This is a genomic window from Rhodanobacter thiooxydans (assembly GCF_030291135.1).
Taxonomy (GTDB): Bacteria; Pseudomonadota; Gammaproteobacteria; order Xanthomonadales; family Rhodanobacteraceae; genus Rhodanobacter; species Rhodanobacter thiooxydans_A.
In genome coordinates this window covers 2,534,282-2,557,709 of sequence record NZ_CP127409.1, presented here as the reverse complement: position 1 = coordinate 2,557,709, position 23,428 = coordinate 2,534,282, and the positions used below count along the sequence as shown (strand labels likewise).

General features: G+C 67.6%; 24 protein-coding genes. 19 read left to right on the top strand and 5 right to left on the bottom strand.

All coding sequences use genetic code 11. The features are described from left to right. Positions 1 to 128 precede the first annotated feature (128 nt). Genes QQA13_RS11890 through QQA13_RS11870 form a run of 5 tightly spaced genes read left to right on the top strand, consistent with a single transcriptional unit; the run spans position 129 to position 4,224 of the window. On the top strand, positions 129 to 389 hold the full coding sequence (locus QQA13_RS11890) for a YfhL family 4Fe-4S dicluster ferredoxin (protein WP_108470758.1): 261 nt from the start codon (positions 129 to 131) through the stop codon (positions 387 to 389). Continuing rightward, on the top strand, positions 386 to 2,125 hold the full coding sequence (gene ggt, locus QQA13_RS11885) for a gamma-glutamyltransferase (RefSeq protein ID WP_108470757.1): 1,740 nt from the start codon (positions 386 to 388) through the stop codon (positions 2,123 to 2,125). The genes QQA13_RS11890 and ggt overlap by 4 nt, the downstream gene beginning before the upstream one ends. A gap of 8 nt (positions 2,126 to 2,133) precedes the next feature. Continuing rightward, a complete protein-coding gene (locus tag QQA13_RS11880) occupies positions 2,134 to 2,289 on the top strand; it encodes a hypothetical protein (RefSeq protein WP_159082159.1) in 156 nt (51 codons plus the stop codon). A gap of 1 nt (position 2,290) precedes the next feature. Continuing rightward, the gene (locus QQA13_RS11875) at positions 2,291 to 3,163 is read left to right on the top strand and encodes an MBL fold metallo-hydrolase (RefSeq protein ID WP_108470756.1); all 873 of its coding nucleotides are present in this window, start codon (positions 2,291 to 2,293) and stop codon (positions 3,161 to 3,163) included. 23 nt (positions 3,164 to 3,186) lie between these two features. Then, positions 3,187 to 4,224 carry a TMEM43 family protein gene (locus QQA13_RS11870; protein ID WP_428992315.1) on the top strand — a complete coding sequence of 346 codons (1,038 nt, stop codon included), beginning with the start codon at positions 3,187 to 3,189 and terminating at the stop codon, positions 4,222 to 4,224. Here the strand turns inward: QQA13_RS11870 and QQA13_RS11865 are convergent. From QQA13_RS11865 to QQA13_RS11845, 5 genes are all read right to left on the bottom strand, one after another. After that, on the bottom strand, positions 4,214 to 5,497 hold the full coding sequence (locus QQA13_RS11865; RefSeq protein ID WP_108470754.1) for an EAL and HDOD domain-containing protein: 1,284 nt from the start codon (positions 5,495 to 5,497) through the stop codon (positions 4,214 to 4,216). The genes QQA13_RS11870 and QQA13_RS11865 overlap by 11 nt on opposite strands. Positions 5,498 to 5,604: 107 nt before the next feature. After that, positions 5,605 to 6,051 carry a flagella synthesis protein FlgN gene (locus QQA13_RS11860; RefSeq protein WP_108470753.1) on the bottom strand — a complete coding sequence of 149 codons (447 nt, stop codon included), beginning with the start codon at positions 6,049 to 6,051 and terminating at the stop codon, positions 5,605 to 5,607. Continuing rightward, positions 6,048 to 6,371 (bottom strand): flagellar biosynthesis anti-sigma factor FlgM, encoded by a 324-nt coding sequence (gene flgM, locus QQA13_RS11855; RefSeq protein WP_108470752.1) that lies wholly within the window; start codon positions 6,369 to 6,371, stop codon positions 6,048 to 6,050. Before flgM ends, QQA13_RS11860 begins: the two co-directional genes overlap by 4 nt. A gap of 93 nt (positions 6,372 to 6,464) precedes the next feature. Beyond that, the gene (gene flgA / locus QQA13_RS11850; protein ID WP_108470751.1) at positions 6,465 to 7,196 is read right to left on the bottom strand and encodes a flagellar basal body P-ring formation chaperone FlgA; all 732 of its coding nucleotides are present in this window, start codon (positions 7,194 to 7,196) and stop codon (positions 6,465 to 6,467) included. Next, positions 7,193 to 8,497, bottom strand: a complete 1,305-nt coding sequence (locus tag QQA13_RS11845; RefSeq protein WP_108470750.1) for a methyl-accepting chemotaxis protein — start codon at positions 8,495 to 8,497, stop codon at positions 7,193 to 7,195. Before QQA13_RS11845 ends, flgA begins: the two co-directional genes overlap by 4 nt. Positions 8,498 to 8,683: 186 nt before the next feature. On the opposite strand from QQA13_RS11845, the gene QQA13_RS11840 reads away from it, so the two are divergent. The 14 genes from QQA13_RS11840 to fliD all read left to right on the top strand — a co-directional run bounded on the left by QQA13_RS11840 (position 8,684) and on the right by fliD (position 23,427). Beyond that, positions 8,684 to 9,622 (top strand): chemotaxis protein, encoded by a 939-nt coding sequence (locus tag QQA13_RS11840; RefSeq protein ID WP_108470749.1) that lies wholly within the window; start codon positions 8,684 to 8,686, stop codon positions 9,620 to 9,622. Between the two features lie 169 nt (positions 9,623 to 9,791). Next, positions 9,792 to 10,193 carry a flagellar basal body rod protein FlgB gene (flgB, locus tag QQA13_RS11835; protein ID WP_108470748.1) on the top strand — a complete coding sequence of 134 codons (402 nt, stop codon included), beginning with the start codon at positions 9,792 to 9,794 and terminating at the stop codon, positions 10,191 to 10,193. Beyond that, positions 10,193 to 10,609: a flagellar basal body rod protein FlgC gene (gene flgC / locus QQA13_RS11830; protein WP_108470747.1), complete on the top strand. Its 417-nt coding sequence runs from the start codon at positions 10,193 to 10,195 to the stop codon at positions 10,607 to 10,609. Before flgB ends, flgC begins: the two co-directional genes overlap by 1 nt. A gap of 25 nt (positions 10,610 to 10,634) precedes the next feature. Beyond that, positions 10,635 to 11,282 carry a flagellar hook assembly protein FlgD gene (locus QQA13_RS11825; protein ID WP_108470746.1) on the top strand — a complete coding sequence of 216 codons (648 nt, stop codon included), beginning with the start codon at positions 10,635 to 10,637 and terminating at the stop codon, positions 11,280 to 11,282. 37 nt (positions 11,283 to 11,319) lie between these two features. Next, positions 11,320 to 12,543, top strand: a complete 1,224-nt coding sequence (gene flgE, locus QQA13_RS11820; protein ID WP_108470745.1) for a flagellar hook protein FlgE — start codon at positions 11,320 to 11,322, stop codon at positions 12,541 to 12,543. 91 nt (positions 12,544 to 12,634) lie between these two features. Then, a complete protein-coding gene (gene flgF, locus QQA13_RS11815; protein ID WP_108470744.1) occupies positions 12,635 to 13,375 on the top strand; it encodes a flagellar basal-body rod protein FlgF in 741 nt (246 codons plus the stop codon). Between the two features lie 51 nt (positions 13,376 to 13,426). Further along, on the top strand, positions 13,427 to 14,212 hold the full coding sequence (flgG, locus tag QQA13_RS11810; RefSeq protein WP_108470743.1) for a flagellar basal-body rod protein FlgG: 786 nt from the start codon (positions 13,427 to 13,429) through the stop codon (positions 14,210 to 14,212). Positions 14,213 to 14,223: 11 nt separating this feature from the next. Beyond that, positions 14,224 to 14,913 carry a flagellar basal body L-ring protein FlgH gene (gene flgH / locus QQA13_RS11805; protein WP_108470959.1) on the top strand — a complete coding sequence of 230 codons (690 nt, stop codon included), beginning with the start codon at positions 14,224 to 14,226 and terminating at the stop codon, positions 14,911 to 14,913. A 182-nt stretch (positions 14,914 to 15,095) separates the two neighbouring features. Next, a complete protein-coding gene (locus QQA13_RS11800) occupies positions 15,096 to 16,172 on the top strand; it encodes a flagellar basal body P-ring protein FlgI (protein ID WP_234411283.1) in 1,077 nt (358 codons plus the stop codon). A gap of 16 nt (positions 16,173 to 16,188) precedes the next feature. Then, positions 16,189 to 17,265 (top strand): flagellar assembly peptidoglycan hydrolase FlgJ, encoded by a 1,077-nt coding sequence (gene flgJ / locus QQA13_RS11795; protein WP_108470742.1) that lies wholly within the window; start codon positions 16,189 to 16,191, stop codon positions 17,263 to 17,265. 72 nt (positions 17,266 to 17,337) lie between these two features. Then, a complete protein-coding gene (gene flgK, locus QQA13_RS11790; RefSeq protein ID WP_108470741.1) occupies positions 17,338 to 19,212 on the top strand; it encodes a flagellar hook-associated protein FlgK in 1,875 nt (624 codons plus the stop codon). Between the two features lie 3 nt (positions 19,213 to 19,215). After that, complete coding sequence (gene flgL / locus QQA13_RS11785) at positions 19,216 to 20,415, top strand: flagellar hook-associated protein FlgL (protein WP_108470740.1); 1,200 nt, start codon at positions 19,216 to 19,218, stop codon at positions 20,413 to 20,415. A gap of 125 nt (positions 20,416 to 20,540) precedes the next feature. Beyond that, positions 20,541 to 21,968: a flagellin gene (locus QQA13_RS11780; protein ID WP_108470739.1), complete on the top strand. Its 1,428-nt coding sequence runs from the start codon at positions 20,541 to 20,543 to the stop codon at positions 21,966 to 21,968. Between the two features lie 64 nt (positions 21,969 to 22,032). Continuing rightward, positions 22,033 to 23,427: a flagellar filament capping protein FliD gene (fliD, locus tag QQA13_RS11775; protein ID WP_108470738.1), complete on the top strand. Its 1,395-nt coding sequence runs from the start codon at positions 22,033 to 22,035 to the stop codon at positions 23,425 to 23,427. Position 23,428 lies beyond the last annotated feature (1 nt).

The following is a 23,428-nucleotide window of genomic DNA, read 5'->3' as shown; positions in this document are numbered from 1 at the left end:
GCACCGGCGCGGACCCGCAGCGGCGCCCTCGCGCAACGGGAGGGCGCCGAACGACTGGTCGCTGCAAGGTTGCCAGCGCACCGCACGCTTCCCCAGGCGTCGCCCCCCGGCATGTAGTATCGACCGCCATGTCCCTGAAAATCCTCGACACCTGCGTCAATTGCGACGTCTGCGAACCGGCCTGCCCGAACAAGGCGATTTCGCTGGGCGAGGAGTTTTACGTGATCGACCCCGCGTTGTGCACCGAGTGCGTCGGCCATCATGACGAACCGCAGTGCGTGGTGGTGTGCCCGGTCGAATGCATCATCAGCGACCCCGATCACGTCGAATCGCGCGAGCAGCTTGAATTCAAGTACCGCCAGCTGATGGCGAAGGAGTCCGCGGCATGAGGTTTCCCATGAACTGGCACCGGCTGTTGCCGGGTGTTTTTTCGCTGAGCCTGCTGCTGGTCGGCGGCATCGCGCTCGCCGCCGACGGCGCGCCGAAGACGGCCCCGGCCGCGGCGGTCCGCACCGCACAGCAGCGTCCCGGCCATGCGGCCGTCGCCAGCGCGAACTTCCACGCCACCGAAGCCGGCCTTGAAGTGCTGGCCAAAGGCGGCAACGCGTTCGACGCGGCGATCGCAGTGGCGGCCACGCTGTCGGTGGTGGAGCCGGAGAGCTCCGGTATCGGCGGCGGCTTCATGGCCGTGCTGCACCGGGCGAAGGACGGCCACAACGTGTTCATCGACGCGCGCGAGACCGCGCCGGCGGCAGTGAACCCGAAGGATTATCTCAACCCCGACGGCAGCCCGAACCGCGATACCGCCCTGAAGGGGCCGCTGTCGGCCGGCATCCCGGGCGAGCCGGCCGGACTGGTGTTGATGGCCAGGCGTTACGGACGCCTGCCCCTGGCGCAATCGCTGGCACCGGCGATCCGCATCGCACGCGAAGGTTTCGAGCCTGATGCGCGCCTGCGTGGTGCCATCGCCGGCATGCAGAAAGACCTGCAGCGCTGGCCGGCTTCGGCCGCGAAATACCTGCCGGGCGGCAAGCCGCCGGCCGAGGGCGTGATCTGGAAGGACCCGGGCCAGGCGCGCACGCTGGAGCTGCTCGCCAGCCACGGCGACGAGGGCTTCTACCATGGCGAGACCGCGCAGAAGCTGGTGGCCGCCGTGCAGGCCGCCGGCGGCAACTGGACGCTGGCCGACCTGGCTGGCTACCAGGCGAAGGAGCGCACGCCGATCACGGTCGACTACCGCGGCTACAAGATCGTCACTGCGCCGCCGCCGTCGTCCGGCGGCGTGGCGATCGCCGAGATCCTCAACATCCTGTCCGGCTACGACCTGACGAAGATGGATGCCGCCACGCGCGTGCACTACATCGTCGAGGCGATGCGCCGCGCGTTCCGCGACCACAACGACTACCTGGGCGATCCGGATTTCGTGAAGATGCCGCTGGACATGCTGCTGTCGCCGTTCTACGCCGATGGCCTGCGCCAGGGCATCCTGCCCGACAAGGCCACGCCGTCGTCGATGCTGCCGCGTGCCGAGGCACCCGAGCCGGGCATGCACACCACGCATTTCTCGATCATCGACGCCGACGGCAACATGGCCGCGGTCACCTCGACGGTGAACTACACGATGGGTTCGAGCTTCGTCGCCGCGGGCACCGGCGTGCTGCTGAACGACGAGATGGACGATTTCGCGCTGGTGCCGAACAAGCCGAACGTGTACGGCCTGCTCGGCAGCGTGGCGAATGCGCCCAAGGGCGGCAAGCGCATGCTGTCGTCGATGTCGCCCAGCATCGTGATCGGCGCCGACCGCACCGCGGTGATCGGCTCGCCCGGCGGCTCGACCATCATCACCCAGGTGCTGGAAGGCATCCTGCATTTCATCGACGGCGAGAGCGCACAGCAGATCGCGGCGCACAAGCGCTTCCACCACCAGTACCTGCCGGACGTGGTGAACGTGGAAGAGGGCACGTTCGACGCTGCCACCAGCGATGCGCTGACCAGGATGGGCTACACGCTGAAGCCGCGCGAGTCGTGGGGCTTCATGAACGTGGTGACCTGGGATCGCAAGACCAACAAGCTCGACGCCGCCAGCGACCCGCGCCGGCCGTCGGGGCTGGGCAAGGTGCAGTAGGGTCAGCCATGGAACTGTTCTCGATTCAGGGCAATTCGCAGCAGCTGGACGGCGGCGCCATGTTGTTCGGCCCATCCATGGGCCTCACCCCGCGCGTTGCGCGGGGCCGCCTGCGGCGTCCGGATTCGCTCCCGGCGAATCCGTCGGCAACGCGAGATATCTGATATGGAACTCTGGTCCCTGCTGGGCAATTCGCAGCAACTCGATGGCGGTGCGATGTTTGGCAATGCGCCGAAGGCGCTGTGGTCGCGCTGGATCGAGCCGGATGCAGAGAACCGCATTCCGCTTGCCTGCCGCTGCCTGCTGGTGAAGGATCTGGACGGGCGCAACGTGTTGTTCGAGACCGGCATCGGCGCATTCTTCGAGCCGGCGCTGCGCGAGCGCTACGGCGTGGTCGAACCGCGGCATGTGCTGCTGGACTCGCTGGCCGAGGCCGGGCTCACCCACGAGGACATCGACGTGGTGGTGCTGTCGCACCTGCATTTCGACCATGCCGGCGGCCTGCTGGCGGCATGGGAAGAGGGCCAGCCGCCGCGGCTGCTGTTCCCGAACGCGCGTTTCGTGGTGGGTGCGGAGCACTGGCGCCGCGCCACGCATCCGCACCCGCGCGACCGCGCCTCGTTCGTGCCGGAGTTGCAGCCTTTGCTGGAAGCCAGCGGCCGGCTGGAGCTGGTCGAGGGCGAACATTCGCAGACGCTGGGCGAGTCAGTTCGCTTCTTCTTTTCGGACGGCCATACGCCGGGCCTGATGCTGGCCGAAGCCGGCGGCGTGGTGTTCTGCGCCGACCTGATCCCCGGCCGCTTCTGGGTGCATCTGCCGATCACCATGGGCTACGACCGCTGGCCGGAGAAGCTGGTCGACGAGAAGCGCGTGTTCCTGGAAGACAAGCTGGCGCGCGGCGTGCGACTGTTCTTCACGCATGACCACGAGTGCGCGCTGGCGCGGGTGACCCGCGACGAGCGCGGCCGCTTCGGTACCGCCGACGAGCAGCGTGCGTTGCGCGGTGTCCCGCCGCAGCATCGGACCGGGGTGGCCTGATGGATTTTCGCAGGAGGATATCCATGCGCGGGCTGCTGCTGAACATCTTCGGCGCGCTGCTGGTGCTGGCCGGCATCGGCCTGGTGGCGATGACTTCCCGCAGCCTGCTGAACTACCGCGCGGTGGCCAGCCTGCATGGTGGCGAGGTGATCGACCTGGGGGCGAACTCGCCGCCGAGCGGCGGCCAGCACGGCGCCATGGCGCGGGTGGTCGGCACGCCGACCGTGGTGGAGGCGCCGCGCGACCCGGATTTCAACCTGCTGGCGAATACCCCGGTGTTGGTGCGCCACGTGGAGATGTTCCAGTGGCGCGAGGTGCGTGTCGGCAGCAGCGTGCACTACGAACTGGACTGGGTCGACCACCTGCTCGATGCCGGCCATTTCGAGGAGCCGCAAGGCCATGCGAACCCGGCCAGCTTCCCGCTCAGCGGCAAGCAGTTCGACGCCGGCCTGGTGCGGCTCGGCGGGTTCGGGCTGGGACCCGTGCTGCTGCATGCGTTGCCGGGTACGCAGCGGGTCACGCCGGATCCGGGCGCGCTGCCGGCAAACCTCGCGGCCAGCTTCACCCGCTACCAGGATTACCTGGTGACCAGTGCGCGGCCGGGCGACCCGCGGCTGGGCGACGTGCGGGTGAGCTGGAACGAAGTGCCGCTGCAGCAGTTGACCGTGGTCGGCCGCATCGACGGTGACCGGCTGGTGGCGGCCAGCGATGCGGCCGACGGCAAGGGTTACGTCGTGCAGGTCGGCGATGTGCCGGTGCTGGACATCTTCCCGGACCTGCCGGTGCCGCCGGAATACGTGCTGAGCTGGCGGATCCTGGCCGTGCTGCTGGCGTCGCTGGGTGCGTTTGCGCTGCTCTCGGCCCAGCGCGACCGGCACGATCCGCTGCTGGCTGTTGGTCTGGGCGCGCTGGTGGTTGGCAGCGTGGCCAGCGTGCTCTGGCTTGGCAACGACACAGGGACCATGTGCGGCTGGCTGGCGCTGACGGTACTCGGCCTGTTGCTCACCGGGTGGCGGCTGCGTCGCGCGCGCGGCACAGCCACGCCTTCTTTCATGCGCTAGCCGACTTGCCGCCCGCGGAGGCGAACACCTGGTCGGCCCACTGCGTGGCGCCCAGGTAGATCGTGGCCATGCGCTGGATGCGCTGCGGTACGGCGTGTTCGCTGGTCAGCTCGCCAGCTTCCCAGGCGATGATCTGCTTCAGCAAGGGTGCGAACGGGCCACCGCGACCGGTCAGCGCGTCGCTGATCTCCGGCACCAGCCGCAGGTGGGTCAGCAGGAATTCCATCGGCGCGCACATCAGGGTGTCGAGCAGGGAGAACAGGCCCACGGTGAAGGCCATCTCCGGATAGCCGTTGGGCATGCCGGTGGCCAGCTTCTCGCACATGTGCGCGCGGATCAGTGCGGCGCGCAGCAGCTCCGGTGGGCGGTCGTCCATGCCGCACATGGACATGGTGTCGATCCAGTTGCGCATGCGCGTGACGCCAAAGAAGATCGCGGCCTGTTGCACCGACTTCAGCTGCCGCGGCAACGCGAAGTAGGCCGAGTTGACACAGCTCAGCAGCTTGTAGCTGAGCACCGCGTCGTCACGGATGATGTTGCCCAGCTCCACCGGCCCGGGGTTGCTTTCCTGCAGCACGCGCATCAGGCGCAGCATGCTCAGCCGGTTGGCGGTGAGCACGGGCACCGCCACCGGTTGCGGGATCAGCAGGTAGCGTCCCTGGATCGCCTCGAATGGCAACTCCAGACAGCGTTCGTAGGTGGGGTGGTCGTTGACGTGGCCGGCAACCACCTGGATTCCGCGCAGGTGCAGGTGCTCGGCATGCTCCTTCAGCCGCTGCGGGGTCAGATGGCTGGCATCCAGCCGCACCAGCTGCACCATCTGCAGCAGCGTCTCGAGCGACAGGCTGCTTTCCAGGTCGACGCCGCTCGCGTCGAGCATGAACTGGCACCCGCGTTGCGCCATCTGCTGCAGGCGCTTCATCAGTGGCGCGTCGTTGGCAACGTCCGGCTGCAGTACCACGCCGAGGCGCGGCTGGTGCAGCAAGACGTCGGAATCTTCCGGCAGCAGCTCGGCCGGCATGTTGAGGAACGCGCGGTTGCCGCGCACCAGCCGGGTCAGCGCGCCGTCGGTGATGGTCGACAGCACGCACTGCAGCAGGGTCTGTTCGTCGCCTGGCTCGCGATGGAACACGACCTCGTAGGCGAACAGCTGGCGTTCGCGATCGAGCATCGGCACGCGCAGTACCGGCAGCGGTGCCGATGTCGGCATGCCGTCGTAACCTGGCGCGCCGATGGAAGGGGAGGCAGCGATGGAGGCGTTGAGGTTGCTCATGATCGGTCGTCGTGAGTTAGGGCGAGGGCATGCCGCAGGCGGCTGCTCCGCGGTCAGTGGGAAGATCGCCTGTGTGGCCGGTGGCGCTGCCATCGCTCATCTCGGCGTCACACCGCCGCCAGTACCTGTGAGCGCAAACTGGCGTGCAGCTCGCCGGAGCGTCCGTACAGCTCGCTTTCGCCGGCATGGCCGGTCAACACCGCCAGCGCCCGGCGCGTCTGCCCCAGCCGCTGGCTGACCACGCTGCCGTTGCGCTGGTTGAGCAGGTGGCAGTACTGCAGCCGTTGCACGACCCTGCTCCAGGCCGACGTCGCTGCGGCCGCCGCGGCCGGCTGCTCGAAGGCCAGCTGCTGGCGCTCGGCGTCGAGCTGTTCCAGTTGCAGCATGAGGGTCTGCTTGCGCGTGCCGGCCTGGCCCAGGGCGTCGCTGTCGCGCGTGTCCAGCGCGGCGCGCTCGGCCTCGAGCACCCGGGCGAGCTGGTCGACCGCCTGCTGCATGTCGCCCAGCACCGCGGCGAGCGCATCGTCCAGCTCGTGCTGCAGCTGCCGGTTCATGCCTTGCCCGTGCCGCCGAGTTGCTGCTCCAGTGCGAGCATGCGGTCGGCGATACGTCCGGCATCGACCTTGTAGCTGCCGTCGGCCAGCGTCTGGCGCAGTCGTTCCACCCGCTGCGAATCGATCACCGGCGCGTCGCCGGCGCGGGCAGCCTGCTGCAACGCAAGGGCCGAGTCGGTCAGCCTGACCTGGTCATCGGCTTTGGGCGCGGCAGCGGCGGCGTCCGGCGGATTGGCGCCCGCGGTGGACGGGCCGTTGCCCGAGCTGCCGGTGGCCTGCGTGAATTTCGGCAAGCCGTTGTTGGAAATGGTCGTATTCATGGGTCCGTTCTCGCTGGGGGTGTGGCCCTGTGACTGTCAGATCGGCCGGTTTCGCGGAAACTTTAGGGGCGCCTGGAGATCAGGAACAGGTCCTCATGGCAGCGCGACCACCACGCCGGGCGCACTGACCATCGCGTCGACCACCTTGCCCGAGCTTTCGTTGCGCACCCGCAGCCGGGCGCCATTGTCGCCGCTGCCCATCGCCACGCCGGCCGCGCGCACCTCGATGCCGTCGAGCCTGGCCACCATTTCCACATGGTCGCCGGCGCGCACCATGCGGCGGCCGCCCAGCGCACCGGGCGAGAGCACGCTGCCGCCGGCCAGCGTGCGGGCCAGCGTGCGGCCGGCCACCTGGTCGAGATTCTCGATGTAGCCATAGCCGAGCCGGGTGATGTCCCGTTCTTCGGCGCGCACGTCCGCGGCGCTTACGCCGTCGCCGCGCTGCAGCGCCCGGCTGGCCACCAGCACGCTGCGGAACAGCTGCAGCTGCAGCGGCACCCGCACGGTCCAGCCGCCGTCCTGCGGGCACTGCACCCGCACCGTCATGCGCGAGGAAGCCGCCGCCTGGGGGGGAATCATCGCGCGCAGCGGCTCGCGGCAGGCAGCCAGGTGCAGGCGCAGGTCGAGTGGCGTGGAGCTGACCACGACGCGGCTGCCCGGCAGCGCGTAGTGCTTGCGCATGGCCTGTTCGGCCACGGCACGCACGCTGTCGGGCGATTGCGTCGCGGCCGTTGCACGATCGGCGTGGGCGCTTCCGGGCCACGCTGCGGCGGACCACAGCATGGCGACCAGCAAGCCGGTGACGATGCTCCGGCGTTGCTTCATGCGTCTGCCAGCAGGGCGCCGAGTTGCCCCAGCAGGGCCTCGCGCCCGGACTCCATCTGCTGCGAAAGCGCGGTGGCCTGTTCGAGCTGGCCATCGCACAGCAGCGTGACGAAGCGGCTGCCCTGTTCGCACAGCCGGGCGCCGCCATCGTTCAGGCCGGCGCTGGCGGGATGGCCCTGGTACAGGGCACCCAGCCGGCTGGCGCTGCGGTTGATCGCATGGGTATCGAACCAGCGCCGGTCCAGCGCGCCCGGTTCCAGCAGCGCCAGTTCCGCCGCCTGACGCAGGTTCAGCGCTGCCTCGCGCAGGGTCAGGCTGAGGCTGGCCGGGTCGCGGCCGCTTTCACCCTCCAGCCAGTCCAGCCCCAGCCGGTGGGCCAGCAGGGCAGCACGATGCAGCGAGTCGGACTGGCGGCGCGCCTCGTTGCCGCGACGTTGCAGCGCGCCGAGCGCGGCCTGCGCCGCGGTGGCGCGAGCGTGTTGCACGTCGTGGTTTTGTTGCAGCTTGTGGATGCGCCCGCTGGCGGCCTGCAGGACTTCGCGGCCCTCGCGCAGGGTGGCGCCGGACTGGCCGACGCCGGCCTGCGCACGCTCGAGCTGCTGCAGACCGTGCTGCACGTCGCCGTCCAGTTGCAGCGAAAAATCGCCGATCGAACCGGTGACGGTCTCGATTTCGGTCGTGGTGAGCGTGGTCTTTTCCGCCAGCTGCTTGACCTCGTCGGCCACCACGGCGAAGCCGCGGCCCGCCTCGCCAGCACGCGCGGCCTCGATCGCCGCGTTCAGCGCCACCAGGTTGGTCTGGTGCGCGATCTCCTGCACCACGCCGGTCAGCTTGCGGATCTGCGCGACCTGCTCGGCCAGCTTGCTCTGGTTGCGGTTCATCGCCGACAGCGCGCTGCGCAGCAGCCGCAGCTGGCCGTCGAGCTCGCTGACGCTGCGTTCGCCAGCCTGCCCGGCCTGTCCGGCCTGGTCGAGATCGGCGCCGATCTGCTGCAGTGCCGTCGAGATACCGGCGCTGCCGTCCGTCAAGCGATCGACGCTGCCGCGGCCTTCGCTGGCGGCCTTCTCCAGTGCCGCCTGCTCGCGCGACAGTTGCTGCACCGCGCCGAGTACCAGGCTCTGCTGTTCCACCGTCTGCAGCGCCACGGAAGCGGGCGGGCGGCTGGCGACGCGGGCAAGCAACGGCGCCAGCGCCAGCGCCGCGCGCGGGTAGCGGCGCCGCAACGCGGCGAGCTTCACGTCGTCGCCCGCGGCAGCGGCCTCCACCAGGGCAGTGAGGTGCTGGTTCCAGATCAGGCTCATGGGGCGGAGATCACCTTGTGTATGGCGCGGGAGTGCAACCGGTGCATCGACAAAAACCTTTGGAACTTGAGGAAGCAAGTCGCATGCCACAGAGATTGCGCGGCAATGGCCGCTCAAGCGCGCCGGGTTACGGCCGATAGCCAACGCGGACAGCCGCCATGGCGGCAACGCACCCGAGGAGTCCGCATGGGCGGCACGTTGCTGGAAAAAGTGGAGCAGCACACCCGGCTGGCCGGGCACAACCGCGTGGCCATGCTGCTGTTCCGGCTCGGCGACGAACAGCTGTTCGGCATCAACGTGTTCAAGGTGCGCGAGGTGCTGCGACGTCCGCCGCTGGAACGCATGCCGGGCGTACATGCCTTGCTGGCCGGCAGTTGCGACTACCGCGGGCAGACCATCCCGGTGATCGACCTGGCCGCCGCGCTGGGCTATGCGCCGCTGCGCGAGGTGGAGTCGGCGCACCTGATGGTGACCGAGTTCAGCCGTTCGGTGCAGGGCTTCCTGGTGGCGGACCTGCAGCGCATGGTGCAGTGCGCGGGCGAGACGCTGGTGGCGCCGCCGAGCAACCTGGGCTTCGGCGCGCGGGTCAACGCGGTAACCCGCATCGATGGCGCGCTGATGGCGGTGGTCGACGTGGAGCACGTGCTGGCCAGCATCGATGCGGCACCGGCCGAACTGTCCGTGCAGATGCAGCGCGCCGCCGACACCCGCGCGCTGTCGTCGCGGCGGGTGATGGTGGTGGACGATTCGCTGATCGCCCGTCGCCGGCTGGTCGGCCTGTTCAAGCAGATGAACATCGAGTGCGTGGTGGCGACGGATGGCCGCGAGGCGCTCGAGCGCCTGCAGCAACTCGCTGCGGGCGATCCTGCCGATGGGGTCAAGCTGGTGGTGTCGGACATCGAGATGCCGCGCCTGGACGGCTACGCGCTGACCCGCGCGATCCGCGAGACGCCGGGCCTGCGCCAGCTCAAGGTGGTGCTGCACAGCTCGCTCAGCGGCATCTTCAACGAGGCGATGGTGAAGGAGGTCAAGGCCGACGGCTTCGTCGCCAAGTTCCAGCCGGACCTGCTGGCGCAGGCCGTGCTGGAGCTGCTGCCGGAGCCGGCGGAAGCGCCGGCAGGCTGACTCCGGCGCAGCTCGCGCCAGGCAGCGTCAACAATCCGTCTTTTCGCCGGCGGCGCCTTCGTCGCGTCGCGGGCATGGCCTCGCCAGCCCAGCTGCAGCAACGCTTTCTCCCGTGGTGGCATGCAATTTGCCTCCAGCTCCGTGCGGCAACTGCACGCGGAGCGAAGCGATGTCCCTGACCCCTGACAACCTGTTCGGCATCCACACCCAGGCACTGGATCTGTGGCAGCGCCGTACCGAAGTGCTGGCCAACAACCTGGCCAACGCCGATACACCCGGCTACCTGGCCCGCGACATCGACTTCCGCAAGGTGCTGGCCGCCGCGGGTGGCGCTTCGGACACGCTGCCGTTGCAGGCGACCGGGCCCGGCCAGATCGATGCGGCCGGGCCGGCGGCGGACGGGTTGGCGTACCGCGTGCCGACCCAGCCGAGCATGGACGGCAATACCGTCGATGCACAGGCCGAGCAGGCCGCCTTCGCCGCCAACGGCGTGCACTACCAGGCCAGCCTGTCCTTCATCACCGCGCAGATCCGCATGCTGCGCACCGCCATCAGCGGAGGCCAGGGCTGATGTCACTCTTCTCGATTTTCAACGTGGCCGGTTCCGGCATGGCGGCGCAGTCGCTGCGCCTGAACACGGTGGCCAGCAACCTCGCCAATGCCGACAGCGTGGCGACCACGCCGGAAGCGGCCTACCGCGCGCGCGAACCGCTGTTCGCCGCGGTGAAGAACCGGCTGGACGGCAGCGATGCGCCGGGCGAAGGCGTGCAGGTGCTCGGCGTCAGCGAGAGCCAGGCGGCGATCCCCAGCCGCTACGAACCCGGCAACCCGCTGGCCGACGCCGACGGCTACGTCTACAGCAGCAACGTCAACCCGGTGGACGAGCTGGTCAACATGATCTCCGCCTCGCGTTCGTACCAGAACAACGTCGAGGTGATGAATTCCACGCGCCAGCTGATGCAGAAGACGCTGGACCTGGGCAAGTGAGGCGGCGAACCATGAGGCATGCGGCATGAGCGACATGAATGTTTCCGGCGTAGGCTCCAGCGCCGCGCAGGCGGCCAGCGTGGGCAAGGAAAAGACCCTCGGCCAGGCCGACTTCCTGAGCCTGCTGGTGCAGCAGATGCGCAACCAGGACCCGACCAAGCCGATGGATTCGTCGCAGATGGTCAGCCAGCTGGCGCAGATCAGCCAGGTCTCGGCGACGCAATCGCTGCAGACCTCCTTCGACAGTCTGGGCAAATCGCTGCAGGGCAACCAGATGCTGCAGGCCAGCGGCATGGTGGGGCGCAGCGTCACCGTGCCATCGGCGGTCGGCCAGCTGCAAGCCAGTGGTCTGGATGGCGCGGTGAACGTGCCCGATGGTGGTGGCACGGTGCTGGTGCAGGTCACCGACGCGAGCGGCAACGTGCTGCGCACGCTCAACCTGGGTACGCCCACGGCAGGCCTGGTGGCGTTCCACTGGGACGGCAAGGATGAAGGCGGCACGACGCTTCCCGTCGGTGCCTACGGACTCAAGGCACAGGCCGGCAGCACCGCCGTGGCGACTTACGTGGCCGGCAGGGTCAACGGCGTGGGCATGACCGGCAGCGACGGCGTCTATCTGGATGTGGATGGTTTTGGTGGGGCCCTGCTGAGTCAGGTCGCGCAGATCAACTGATGGCCCCGCGGGGCTTCAACACAGAGGAATTACTCGGATGCCTTTCAACATTGCATTGAGCGGTCTCAACGCGGCCTCCTCGGATCTCGAGGTCACCGCCAACAACATCGCCAACACCGCCACCACCGGCTTCAAGGGTTCGCGCGCGCAATTCGCCGAGCTGTTCAATGCCGCCGGCCCCAACCTCAGCGCCACCCAGATCGGCAGCGGCGTGCGCTTGACCAACGTGGCCCAGCAATTCACCGGTGGCAGCGTGGAGACGACCAACAACAGCCTCGATTTCGCCATCAGCGGCGAAGGCTTTTTCACGTTGCATGACGGCAAGGGTTACTCCTATACCCGCGCCGGTGCATTCCAGAAGGACCAGGCCGGGTTCGTGACAAACGCCAACGGTCAGCGACTGCAGGTGTTTCCGGCGCTGTCCAATGGCACCTTCGACACCAGCACGCTGACGGACCTGCAGTTGCTCACCTCGCAGAATGCCGCCAAGGCCACCAGCACCGTGCAGATGTCGCTGAACCTGCCCTCCGATGCCGTGGCGCCCGCCACGCCGTTCGATCCGCGCAACGATCCGACCAGCTACAACCAGGCCACGCCGTTCACTGCCTACGATTCGCTCGGCGCCACCCACAGCGGCACCGTGTACTTCGTCAAGGATCCGGCCGCCAACGTGTGGAACGCGAACCTGTACATCGACGGTGCCTCGACCGGCGCATCCCAGTCCATCACGTTCAACAGCAGCGGCGCGCTGGTTGCGCCCGCCAACGGCAAGCTGAGTTTCCCGGCAGTGACGGTCAGCCCGGGCTCCAATCCCATGCAGCTGACCCTGGACATGAGCAAGGCAACCCAGTTCGGCAATACCTACGCTGCCAGTGCAATCAATACGGACGGCTATCCGACCGGCGTGCTGGCCAGCATCGATGTGTCGCGCGAGGGCGTGGTGCAGGCGAAGTATTCCAATGGCCAGACCACCGCACTGGGACAGCTGGCCATGGCGCAGTTCTCCAACGAGCAGGGCCTGCGCCAGCTGGACAACACCAACTGGGCCGCTTCCTACGATTCCGGCACGCCGGTGATGGGTGCCGCCGGCAACGGCACCTTCGGCAGCGTGCAGGCCGGCGCGCTGGAGGCCTCCAACACCGCCGACCTCACCGCGCAGCTGGTCAACATGATCAAGGCACAGCGCAACTACCAGGCCAATGCGCAGGTGATCTCCACCGACAACCAGCTGACCCAGACCATCATCAACATTCGCAATTGAGGGGATGGGAATAGGAAATGGGAAACAGGAGAAGCGGATCGCCGCACCCTGCCTGTTTCTCGTTCTCCACTGACCACGCCCGGGAATCCACATGGACAGATCGCTTTACGTAGCCATGACCGGCGCCACGCAGATGATGCGGGCGCAGTCCGAGGTGGCGCACAACCTGGCCAACGCCGACACGGTCGGCTTCAAGGCGCAGCTGTCGGCGTTCCAGCCGTTGTCGGTGCAGGGCCCGGGCATGCCCACGCGGATCAACGGCGTGGCGCAGGGCCTGGGCGTGGACATGCGCGAGGGCGGTCAGGTCGAGACCGGCCGCGAACTCGACGTGTCGGTGCAAGGGCAGGGCTGGATCGCGGTGCAGGGTGCTGACGGCAGCGAGGGCTATACCCGCGCCGGCGAGCTGCGGCTGACTCCCGACGGCCTGCTCACCGACGCCCGCGGCAACCTGGTGCTTGGCGAGGGCGGCCCGATCAGCGTGCCGCAGAGCGCGCAGATGAACATCGGCGCCGATGGCACCGTGTCGGTGGTGCCGATGGGGCAGGGACCGGAGACGATCGCCGCTGTCGGCCGCATCAAGCTGGTCAACCCGGCAACCGACCAGCTCGCGCTGGGCAGCGACGGGCTGATGCATCTGAGCGGCGGCGGCACGGCAGATGTCGACCCGGCGGTCACCCTGAAGTCCGGCGTGCTCGAATCCAGCAACGTCAACCCGTCGCAGACCCTGGTGCAGATGATCCAGCTGTCGCGCCAGTACGAATTGCAGATCCGCGCCATCCACAGCGCCGACGAAAACGCGCAGTCGGCTTCGCGCCTGCTGCAGATGACCTGATCCATACGTATTTCATAAAGACATCCAGACGTCCAGACGGAGTCCATCGACATGTTCTCATCCCTGTGGGTAGCCAAGACCGGCCTCGATGCGCAGCAGACGCGCATGGACGTGATCTCGAACAACCTCGCCAACGCCAACACCACCGGCTACAAGAGCGCGCGCGCCTCGTTCCAGGACCTGGTCTACCAGAACCTGCGCCAGCCCGGTGGGCAGACCACCGAGCAGACCCAGGCGCCGGCCGGGCTGATGCTGGGCACCGGCGTGCGCGTGGTCGGCAGCGAAAAGCTGTTCACCCAGGGCAACATCGAGCAGACCGGCAACTCGCTGGACGTGGCCGTGCAGGGCCGCGGCTTCCTGCAGGTGACGATGCCTGACGGCAGCATCGCCTATACCCGCGACGGTTCGCTGCACCTGGACCAGAACGGACAGATCGTCACTGCCAACGGCTACGCGGTGGACCCGGCCGTGAGCGTGCCGGCCAATGCGCAGAGCATCACCATCGGCAGCGACGGCACCATCAGCGTGAGCGTGCCGGGCCAGGCCGCCACGCAGCAGATCGGCACCGTGCAGCTGGCCGACTTCATCAACCCCGCCGGCTTGCAGCCGAACGGCGACAACCTCTATCTGGAAACCGCCTCCAGCGGTTCGCCACAAATCGGCCAGCCGGGTCTCAACGGCCTGGGCACGTTGGCGCAGGGCGCGCTGGAAAGCTCCAACGTCAACGTGGTGGAGCAGATGGTCGACATGATCGAAACCCAGCGCACCTACGAGATGAATTCCAAGGCGGTGTCCGCCGCCGATTCGATGCTGCAGTTCCTCACCAACAAGACCTGAGGCGCGCCATGATGTCCGTTCGTCGCTATCCCTTAGTGTTGTTCGTGCTGGCCGTGCTGGCCGTGCTGGCAGGCTGCGCCAGCGGCCCGCGCGCGCACGACGATGCCGAGTGGGCGCCGACGCCGCCGCCCGCGCCGCAGGTCGCGCCGGCGCAGGCCGACGGCTCGATCTATCACGACCAGCAGAACATGGAGCTGTTCACCGACCCGCGCGCGCACCGCGTGGGCGACATCCTCACCGTGGCGCTGGTCGAGAGCACCCAGGCCAGCAAGAAGGCCACCACCAGCACCAGCAAGACCGACAAGGCCAAGATCGCCTCGCCCACCGTGCTCGGCCAGAACCTGTCGATCGGCGGCAAGCTGGCGAACATCGGGCTGGACGGCGAGCGCAGCTTCGACGGCGCCGGCTCCAGCACGCAGAGCAACCAGCTCACCGGGCAGATCACCGTTACCGTGGCGCAGCGCCTCAGCAACGGCAACCTGCTGGTGCGCGGCGAGAAGTGGCTGACCATCAACCAGGGCCAGGAACTGGTGCGCATCTCCGGCATCGTGCGCCCGCAGGACATCGGCCAGGACAACGTGGTGCCATCCACCCGCGTCGCCGATGCGCGGATCAGCTACACCGGCCGCGGCACGCTGGCCGACGCGAACTCGCGCGGCTGGCTGTCGCGCTTCTTCAATTCCAAGTGGATGCCGTTCTGATGAGCACCATGAACGCCACGTCGCATGTTTCTGCTCCCTCCCCTGCTCGCAGGGGAGGGTTGGGGTGGGGTGCTCTTCATCTTGACGTCAAAGGCGCTACCCCCTCACCTGAAGGACTCCCCTTCGGTCGCCAGCCTCGCCCTGCAAGCAGGGGGAGGGGCATCGTCGCCGCACTGCTGGTGTTGCTGCTCGGCGTTGTTGCCCCCGCCCACGCGGACAAGATCCGCGACCTGGTGCAGGTCGCCGGCGTGCGCAGCAACCAGCTGATCGGCTACGGTCTGGTGGTGGGCCTGGACGGTTCGGGCGACCAGACCACGCAGGCACCGTTCACCACGCAAAGCCTGGAGAACATGCTGCAGCAGTTCGGCATCACCGTGCCGGCCAGCGCGCGGCCGCAGCTGAAGAACGCCGCGGCGGTGATGGTCACGGCGGACCTGCCGCCGTTCGCCAAGCCCGGCCAGACCATCGACGTCACCGTGGCCTCGATCGGCAACGCCAAGAGCATTCGCGGCGGCCAGTTGCTGATGGCGCCGTTGCGCGGCGCGGACGGCAACGTCTACGCGGTGGCGCAGGGCAGCGTGGTGGTAGGCGGAATCAGCGCGCAGGGCAAGAGCGGCTCCAGCGTGCAGGTGAACATCTCCGCCAGCGGGCGCATCCCCAACGGCGCCTCGGTGGAACGCGTGGTGGCCTCCTCGTTCGCCGGCGGCGGTGACCTGATGCTGAACCTCAACACCGCCGACTTCACCACCGCCGCGCGCATCGCCACCGCGATCAACCATGCCTACGGGGCTGGCACCGCGCAGCCGGTGGATGGTGGGACCGTGTCGGTACGCGGCCCGCAGGACCCGGCGCAGAAAGTGGCGTGGCTGGGCGCGATCCAGAACCTCGACGTGCAGCCGGGCGACGCACCGGCGCGGATCGTGGTGAATTCGCGTACCGGCACCGTGGTGATCGGTTCGGACGTGCGGGTCAGCGCCGCCGCGGTGGCGCATGGCGCGATCCAGGTCACCATCAGCGAGCAGGCGCAGGTCAGCCAGCCCGCGCCGTTCAGCCGTGGTGGGCAGACCGCGATCGTGCCCAGCAGCAGCGTGCAGGTCAGCGAAGAAGGCGCGCATATGTTCAAGTTCGGCCCCGGCGTGAGCCTGGATACCATCGTGCGCGCGGTGAACCAGGTCGGCGCCACGCCGAGCGACCTGATCTCGATCCTGCAGGCGCTGAAGCAGGCTGGCGCGCTGCATGCCGACCTCGTGGTGATCTGACCTGAGTGACGGGACCATGACGCCGATCAACAGCCCATCGCGCGCGCTCGATACCTGGACCGAACTGTCCGGCTTCCAGCAGTTGCGTGCGCAGGCGCGCAGCGACGGCGGCAAGAGTGCGCTGCCGGCGGTGGCCAAGCAGTTCGAGGCGATCTTCACCCAGATGATGCTGAAGTCGATGCGCGACGCCAATGCCAGCATGGGCAGCGACATCGCCGGCAGCGAGCAGGTCGATTCGTATCGCGACATGTTCGACCAGCAGCTGTCGCTGAGCCTGGCCAATGGCCGCAACGGCCTCGGCATCGCGAAGATGCTGGTGCGCCAGCTCGGCGGCAAGCCGCATGTGGCCGCCGGCAATGTCCATGGCCCGTTGCCGGCACCCGTCGCCGACGTGACCAACGCCAACGTGCGCGCCCTGCTGCAGCTGGGTGCCGACGATGCTGCTGCGGACGGCGCCGACGGCACGGCTGGCAGCAGCGGCATCATGGCGAGGCCCTCGACCGCCGATGCCGGCTCGGCGTGGCGCCAGGCGCTCGACCGCATGGCGCAAGGCGCGCTCGACGTGGCCGACACCGCGGCGAAGCTGCTGCCGGGCGGTGACCCGGTGGGTTTCGTCCGCGCGCTGGCGCCGCATGCCGAGCTGGCCGCGAAGAAGCTCGGCGTGTCGGTGCGCGCGCTGTTGGCGCAGGCGGCGCTGGAAACCGGCTGGGGCGCTCACCTGCCCAGCCACGGCGACGGCAGCAGCAGCTTCAACCTGTTCGGCATCAAGGCCGGCAGCAGCTGGGACGGCGACAAGGTCAGCGTGCCCACGCTGGAATACGAGAACGGCGTGGCGGTGCGTCGACGCGACCAGTTCCGCGCCTACGACTCGCCGGCCGATTCGTTCGCCGATTACGCCCGCCTGCTGGCCGACAGTCCGCGCTACGCGCAGGCGCTGGGCCAGGGCGAGAACATCGCCGGCTTCGCGCGGGCGCTGGTACACGGCGGCTACGCGACCGACCCGTCGTACGCGGCCAAGATCACCGCGATCGCCAACAGCCCGCAGATGCGCGAGGCGCTGGCGACACTCCGCTCGTCGGGTGAATTCAAGTGAACGCCCGTGCGGCCGTTACCGTGACCACATACCGTGCCGTTCCGGCGGCGATCCAGGTGTCGAGGATGATTCATGGCTGACATGCTTTCGACTGGCGTGTCCGGGCTGCTTGCCGCGCAGATCGGGCTCAGTACGGTAAGCCACAACGTGGCCAATGCGAACACCGATGGCTATAGCCGCCAGCTGGTGTCGTTCGGCGCCCGGCTGCCCGAAGGACAGGCCAATTACTACGTTGGCACCGGCGTCAATACCGTGGCGGTGCAGCGTGCCTACAGCCAGTTCCTGAACAGCTCGCTGTGGTCGGCCACGTCCGCGCAGGGGCGCGCCAGCAGCATGGCCAGCCTCACCGGCCAGCTCAACGACCAGCTTTCCGGCAGCAGCAACCTGCAGACCTCGCTGGACAGCTTCTTCGGCGCGGTGCAGGACATGGCCAACGCGCCGTCGGACGCGGCCTCGCGGCAGGTGCTGCTGGCCCGCGCGGGCGGGCTGGCCAGCACCTTCCGCGCGCTGTCCGGCCAGTTCAACCAGCTCTCCGGCCAAGTACAACAACAGATCGGCGACGCCGTCGACGCGATCAACAGCGACAGCCGCTCGATCGCCAAATTGAACGGGCTGATCCGCTCCTCGCAGGCCACCGATGGCACCCCGCCGGCCGACCTGCTCGATCAGCGCGATGCGCTGGTGAAGAAGCTGGCTGGCCAGGTCGGCATCAGCGTGGTGCCGCAGAACGACAACACCATCAGCGTGTTCGTGGGCAACGGCCAGGCGCTGGTCACTGGCACCGAGGCGCATGCGCTGGGCACCGCAGCCAACGCCTACGACGCCACCCGCAAGGAAGTGGTGGGCGCGGACTCGGGTGCGGTGCTGAGCGGACGCATCGGCGGCGGGACCCTGGGTGCGTTGCTGGATTTTCGCGGCAACGTGCTGGATCCCGCGCAGAACCAGCTGGGTCGAAGCGCGCAGGCGTTGGCCAGCGCGTTCAATGCGCAGCATGCGCAGGGTGCAGACCTGCAGGGCAAGCTTGGCGGTGCGTTCTTCGATGTCGCCGGTCCGACCGTGCAGGCGGCCAGCAGCAACAGCGGCAGCGGCACGCTGGATGCCGCCATCGGCAACATTGGCGCGTTGACCGGCAAGGACTATGTGCTGAGCTACGACGGCAGCAACTGGAGCATGCGCGACACCAACGGCAACAGCGTCGCGCTGGCCGGCAGCGGCACCGGCGCCGATCCGTTCATCGCTGCCGGGCTGAGCCTGGTGGTGGGTGGCAGCGCTAGTGCCGGCGACAGTTTTCGCGTGCAGCCCAGCCGCGACGCCGCCGCGAGTTTCTCGGTGGCGATCGACGATCCCGACAAGATCGCCGCTGCCGCACCGCTCAAGGCCACCGCCGCGGCAGGCAACACCGGCACGGCGGCACCCGGCGTCAGCATCAGCAATGGCAGCGACGCCAACCTGTTCAACGCCAGCTCCGTGGTATTCGCCTCGACCACCAGCTACAGCATCGATGGCGGCCCGGCGCAGGCCTTCACCCCGGGCCAGCCGATCACCCACAACGGCTGGAGCATGCAGCTCAGCGGCGCACCGCAGGCCGGCGACAGCTTCGGCGTGCAGGCCAACAGCAATGCGCAGGGCGACAACAGCAACGCGCTGATGCTGGGCAAGGTCGCCAATCTGGGCGTGCTCGACGGCGGCGTCACCAGCACCGGCCGCGCCTACAGCCAGCTGGTCAGCCAGGTCGGTAGCGCCGGCGCGCTGGCCAACGACGACCTGAGCACGCAGACCGCGGTGTACCACCAGGCGATGAGTTCGCAGCAGAGCGTCTCCGGCGTGAACCTGGACGAGGAGGCCGCCAACCTGTTGCGCTACCAGCAGGCCTACCAGGCTTCCGCGCAAGTCATCAGTACCGCCAACAACATCTTCGGCGCGCTGCTCAGCGCCGTGAAGGGGTAAGCCATGCGCGTCTCTACCAGCTGGATGCAGCAGCAATCCGTCGGCAGCATGCTGGAGCGGCAGGGCGACCTGTCCGACCTCAACATCCAGTTGAGCACCGGCAAGCGCATCAATCAGCCATCCGACGATCCGGTAGGCGCAGCGCGTGCGCTGGAGCTGACCCATCTCGGCGCCGACAGTGCGCAGTACCAGCGCAACATCACCACGGCGAACGCGCGGCTGGGGCTGGAAGACCAGACCCTGTCCAACGTCAGCGGCGTGCTGGGCCGCGTGCGCACACTGCTGCTGCAGGCTGCCAACGGCTCGCAGACCGACGAGACGCGCGGCGACATCGCCGCGGAGATGGTGCAGTTGCGCCAGCAGTTGCTCGGCCAGGCCAACAGCAAGGACGGCCAGGGCGACTACCTGTTTGCCGGCAACCGCACCGGCACTGCGCCGTTCGCTTCGCAGGACGGCGTGAGCTACCTGGGCGACGACGGTCAGCGCATGGTCGCCGCCGGCCCCGGCCTGCAGGTGGCTACCGGCGATCCGGGCAGTGCGGTGTTCGCCGATATTCCCACCGGCAACGGCAAGTTCGCGATCAGCGCCAGCGCGGCGAATACGGGCAGCGCGGTAGCCGGCGCCAGCAGCGTCAGCGATCCCAATGCGAATCCCTCGGCGTGGGACGGTGGCAGCTACAGCATCGTGTTCACCGCCGCCGATGCGTATGAAGTACGCGACGGCGCCGGCACGGTGCTGGACAGCGGCAGCTATGACGCAACCGGCGGCGGCAACATCACCTTCCATGGCGCGCAGGTGGCATTCAGCGGCGAGCCCGGCGCAGGCGACACCTTCTCGCTGGGCGCGTCCGCCAAACAGGACGTATTCACCACGCTGGACAACATCATCAATACGCTGCGCCAGCCCGGCGGCGGCGCCGACATGCAGAACAGCATCAACACGCAGTTCGCGAATCTCGACCAGGCGATCGACACGATCACACGTACCCGCGGCATGGTCGGTGCGCGCATGAATGCGCTCGACCAGCAGAGTGGACTCAACGACGACCTGACCCTGCAGTACAAGAGCGCGCTGTCGAACGTGCAGGATCTGAACTACTACGACGCGATCAGCCAGCTTGGCGCGCAGACCACGGCGCTGCAGGCGGCGCAGCAGACGTTCACGAAAATCCAGGGTTCGAAATTGTTCGATTATTTGCGTTGACAAGACTCAAGTTTCGGTGTGGTGGGTCGAAACAGTTCACAAGGCGGATGCATTCAATGGTGAATCCCCGCCGGATTGTCTGAGCCGACTCACATCGGCACACCACCCCGATTCGGAGAATTCCCATGGTCATGAGCGTCATCACCAACATCAGCTCGCTGAATGCCCAGAAAAACCTGGCCACCTCGCAGAGCAAGCTCGCCACCGCGATCGAGCGTCTGTCCTCCGGCATGCGCATCAACAGCGCGAAGGACGACGCCGCCGGTCTCGCCATCTCGACCCGCTTCACCACCCAGATCAACGGCCTGAACCAGGCGGTCAGCAATGCCAACGACGGCATCTCGCTGGCGCAGACCACCGAGTCGGCGCTGAACGAGGTGACCAACAACATGCAGCGCATCCGCACCCTGGCGGTGCAGTCGGCCAACGCCACCAACTCCGACAGCGACCGCGCCGCGCTCGACGCCGAAGTGCAGCAGCGTCTGGCGGAAATCACCCGTATCTCCACCCAGACCAGCTTCAACGGCCGCCATGTGCTGGACGGCAGCTTCGGCAATGCCGCGTTCCAGGTCGGTGCCAACGTCGGTGAAACGATTTCGGTGAACCTGAGCCAGGGCGCGCGTGCCGATCAGATGGGTTCGCTTGCCACCGGAACCGGCGGCGCCGTAACGACCAGCGCGCTCGTGGCTAGCAACCTGAAAATCCAGGTGGGCACCGGTGCAGTCACCAATATCGCGGCCTCGGTGGCCGGCCCCTCGGCCGGGCAAGGCGCCGGAAGTGCGTACGCGAAAGCCGCAGCGATCAACGCGTCCAATGTTTCCGGTTTGACCGCCACGGCCAGCAACTCGGTCAGCGGCGCCTTCACCAGTACCGGTGGCGCTGCCGGCAATACCTACGCGTTGAACATCAACGGTCAGGATATCTATGCCGCAGGTACGGATACCTCGGGCGGTGCGTTGACGGGCGACAAGGTGGTCGCGCAGATCAACGCCTACTCCACCCAGACCGGAGTGACCGCCAGTGTGGACGCTGGTGGCAACATGACCCTGTCGACTGTCGATGGCCGTGATATCAACGTCACTCAGACGGTAGGCGGCGGCGCCACGGGTGGCCTGGCAGCAGGCATGGTCACGGATACCTACGGGAAGCTCACGCTGAGCGCTGCATCCGCCATCACGTTCTCGGGTTCGCAGTCGGCCGACATCGGCTTCTCGGCGAATATCGCGCTCGACACCACGAAGACTCTGGCATCGGCGAACGTGCTGACCGTGGACGGCGCCAACTCCACCATCAACCGCATCGACGCGGCGCTGGCGACAGTCAGCGGGATGCGCAGCAACCTCGGCGCGGTGCAGAACCGCTTCAGCTCCACCATCGCCAACCTGCAGACCATTTCGCAGAACCTGAGCGCGTCGCGCAGCCAGATCCAGGATGCCGACTTCGCCGCGGAAACCGCGAACATGTCCAGCGCCAACATCCTGCAGCAGGCCGGTGTCTCGGTGCTGGCGCAGGCCAACGCCTCCACCCAGAGCGTGCTGAAACTGCTCGGTTAACAGCTTGACCCGAAACGGCCGCCAGGCATGGCGGCCGTTTCCTCCATTTTGAGGAAACCCGCTCATGGCAATCACCGTTGGCTCCACCACACCGACCACGGGTTTGCTGACTTCACTGGGCGTGGGTTCCGGACTCGATGTGGCCTCGCTGGTCGACAAGCTGGTGGCCGCCAAAAAAGCGCCGCAGCAGGACCAGATCACCAACCAGGCCCAGGTTGCCAATACCCAGCTTTCCGCGCTGGGCCAGGTCGGCGCCGCGCTTTCCGCGCTGCAGTCGGCGATGGCTTCGCTTACCGACGGCAGTGCGTTCGCCAGTCGCACCGTGACCAGCAGCGACACCACGGTCCTTGGCGCCGGCAGCGACGGCACCGCCGTCAGCGGCAGCTACAACATCGCGGTAACCAGGCTGGCCAGTTCGTTGAAGGCGTCTTCCGGAGCGTTCGCCAGCGCCAGCACCGCGGTCGGTACCGGTACGCTCACCCTCGCGGTGGCGGGCAAGTCGATGAGCCTCACGCTCGACAGCACCAACAACTCGCTCGCCGCGGTGCGCGATGCGATCAACAAGGCCAGTGACAACCCTGGTGTGTCAGCGACCATCGTCACCGGCAGCGATGGTGCGCATCTGGTGCTGAGTGGTACGCAAACCGGTGCGGCGAACAGTTTCACGGTAAGCAGCAGTGGTGGCGATGGCGGCCTTGCCGCGTTGAACTACGACGCAGCTGCCACAAGTGGCAATGCGCTGAGCGTGATCAATGCGGCCAGCGACGCGAATTACACCATCGACGGACTGTCCGCCAGCAGTGCCAGCAATACCGTCAGCTCCGCTATCGACGGGCTTACGCTCAATCTCATCAAGGTCGGCAGCAGCACGCTCAGCGTGTCTAATGATTCCTCCAAGGCGACCAGCGCGCTGACCAACCTGGTCAGTACGTACAACAGCTTCGTGGGCATCTACCAGAACCTCACCAGGTACGACGCCACCAGCGGAACCGCTGGCGCGATGATCGGCGATGCCACGTTGAACAGCATCAACAGCACCTTGTCGAGCATTGTCGGCGGCACCGCGAACGGCACGACGCTGTCATCCATCGGCATCTCGCTGCAGGTGGACGGCACCCTGAAGCTGGACAGCAGCAAGCTGGCCACGGCGTTGTCCGATGGCGGCAAGACCGTCGGCAACCTGTTTGCCGGCACTGGCGGATTCGCCGCCAAGCTGAACACGTCATTGAACACCTGGGTCGGTGATTCCGGCCTGCTGGCCGGGCGCACCACCAGCCTCAGCGAACAGTTGAAGGACCTGTCGAACCAGCAGACCACACTCAATAGCCGCATGGATGATCTCACCGCACGCTACCAGGCGCAGTTCACCGCACTGGATACGTTGATGAGCAAGCTCAACAGCACCAGCACTTACCTGCAGCAGCAGTTCGACGCGCTCAACAACAGCAACAAGAAGTAAG

Coding starts and splice junctions, on each gene's coding strand:
- QQA13_RS11890 (WP_108470758.1), top strand. CDS start 129: ATGTCCCTGAAAATCCTCGACACCTGCGTCAATTGCGACGTCTGCGAA.
- ggt (WP_108470757.1), top strand. CDS start 386: ATGAGGTTTCCCATGAACTGGCACCGGCTGTTGCCGGGTGTTTTTTCG.
- QQA13_RS11880 (WP_159082159.1), top strand. CDS start 2,134: ATGGAACTGTTCTCGATTCAGGGCAATTCGCAGCAGCTGGACGGCGGC.
- QQA13_RS11875 (WP_108470756.1), top strand. CDS start 2,291: ATGGAACTCTGGTCCCTGCTGGGCAATTCGCAGCAACTCGATGGCGGT.
- QQA13_RS11870 (WP_428992315.1), top strand. CDS start 3,187: ATGCGCGGGCTGCTGCTGAACATCTTCGGCGCGCTGCTGGTGCTGGCC.
- QQA13_RS11865 (WP_108470754.1), bottom strand. CDS start 5,497: ATGAGCAACCTCAACGCCTCCATCGCTGCCTCCCCTTCCATCGGCGCG.
- QQA13_RS11860 (WP_108470753.1), bottom strand. CDS start 6,051: ATGAACCGGCAGCTGCAGCACGAGCTGGACGATGCGCTCGCCGCGGTG.
- flgM (WP_108470752.1), bottom strand. CDS start 6,371: ATGAATACGACCATTTCCAACAACGGCTTGCCGAAATTCACGCAGGCC.
- flgA (WP_108470751.1), bottom strand. CDS start 7,196: ATGAAGCAACGCCGGAGCATCGTCACCGGCTTGCTGGTCGCCATGCTG.
- QQA13_RS11845 (WP_108470750.1), bottom strand. CDS start 8,497: ATGAGCCTGATCTGGAACCAGCACCTCACTGCCCTGGTGGAGGCCGCT.
- QQA13_RS11840 (WP_108470749.1), top strand. CDS start 8,684: ATGGGCGGCACGTTGCTGGAAAAAGTGGAGCAGCACACCCGGCTGGCC.
- flgB (WP_108470748.1), top strand. CDS start 9,792: ATGTCCCTGACCCCTGACAACCTGTTCGGCATCCACACCCAGGCACTG.
- flgC (WP_108470747.1), top strand. CDS start 10,193: ATGTCACTCTTCTCGATTTTCAACGTGGCCGGTTCCGGCATGGCGGCG.
- QQA13_RS11825 (WP_108470746.1), top strand. CDS start 10,635: ATGAGCGACATGAATGTTTCCGGCGTAGGCTCCAGCGCCGCGCAGGCG.
- flgE (WP_108470745.1), top strand. CDS start 11,320: ATGCCTTTCAACATTGCATTGAGCGGTCTCAACGCGGCCTCCTCGGAT.
- flgF (WP_108470744.1), top strand. CDS start 12,635: ATGGACAGATCGCTTTACGTAGCCATGACCGGCGCCACGCAGATGATG.
- flgG (WP_108470743.1), top strand. CDS start 13,427: ATGTTCTCATCCCTGTGGGTAGCCAAGACCGGCCTCGATGCGCAGCAG.
- flgH (WP_108470959.1), top strand. CDS start 14,224: ATGTCCGTTCGTCGCTATCCCTTAGTGTTGTTCGTGCTGGCCGTGCTG.
- flgJ (WP_108470742.1), top strand. CDS start 16,189: ATGACGCCGATCAACAGCCCATCGCGCGCGCTCGATACCTGGACCGAA.
- flgK (WP_108470741.1), top strand. CDS start 17,338: ATGGCTGACATGCTTTCGACTGGCGTGTCCGGGCTGCTTGCCGCGCAG.
- flgL (WP_108470740.1), top strand. CDS start 19,216: ATGCGCGTCTCTACCAGCTGGATGCAGCAGCAATCCGTCGGCAGCATG.
- QQA13_RS11780 (WP_108470739.1), top strand. CDS start 20,541: ATGGTCATGAGCGTCATCACCAACATCAGCTCGCTGAATGCCCAGAAA.
- fliD (WP_108470738.1), top strand. CDS start 22,033: ATGGCAATCACCGTTGGCTCCACCACACCGACCACGGGTTTGCTGACT.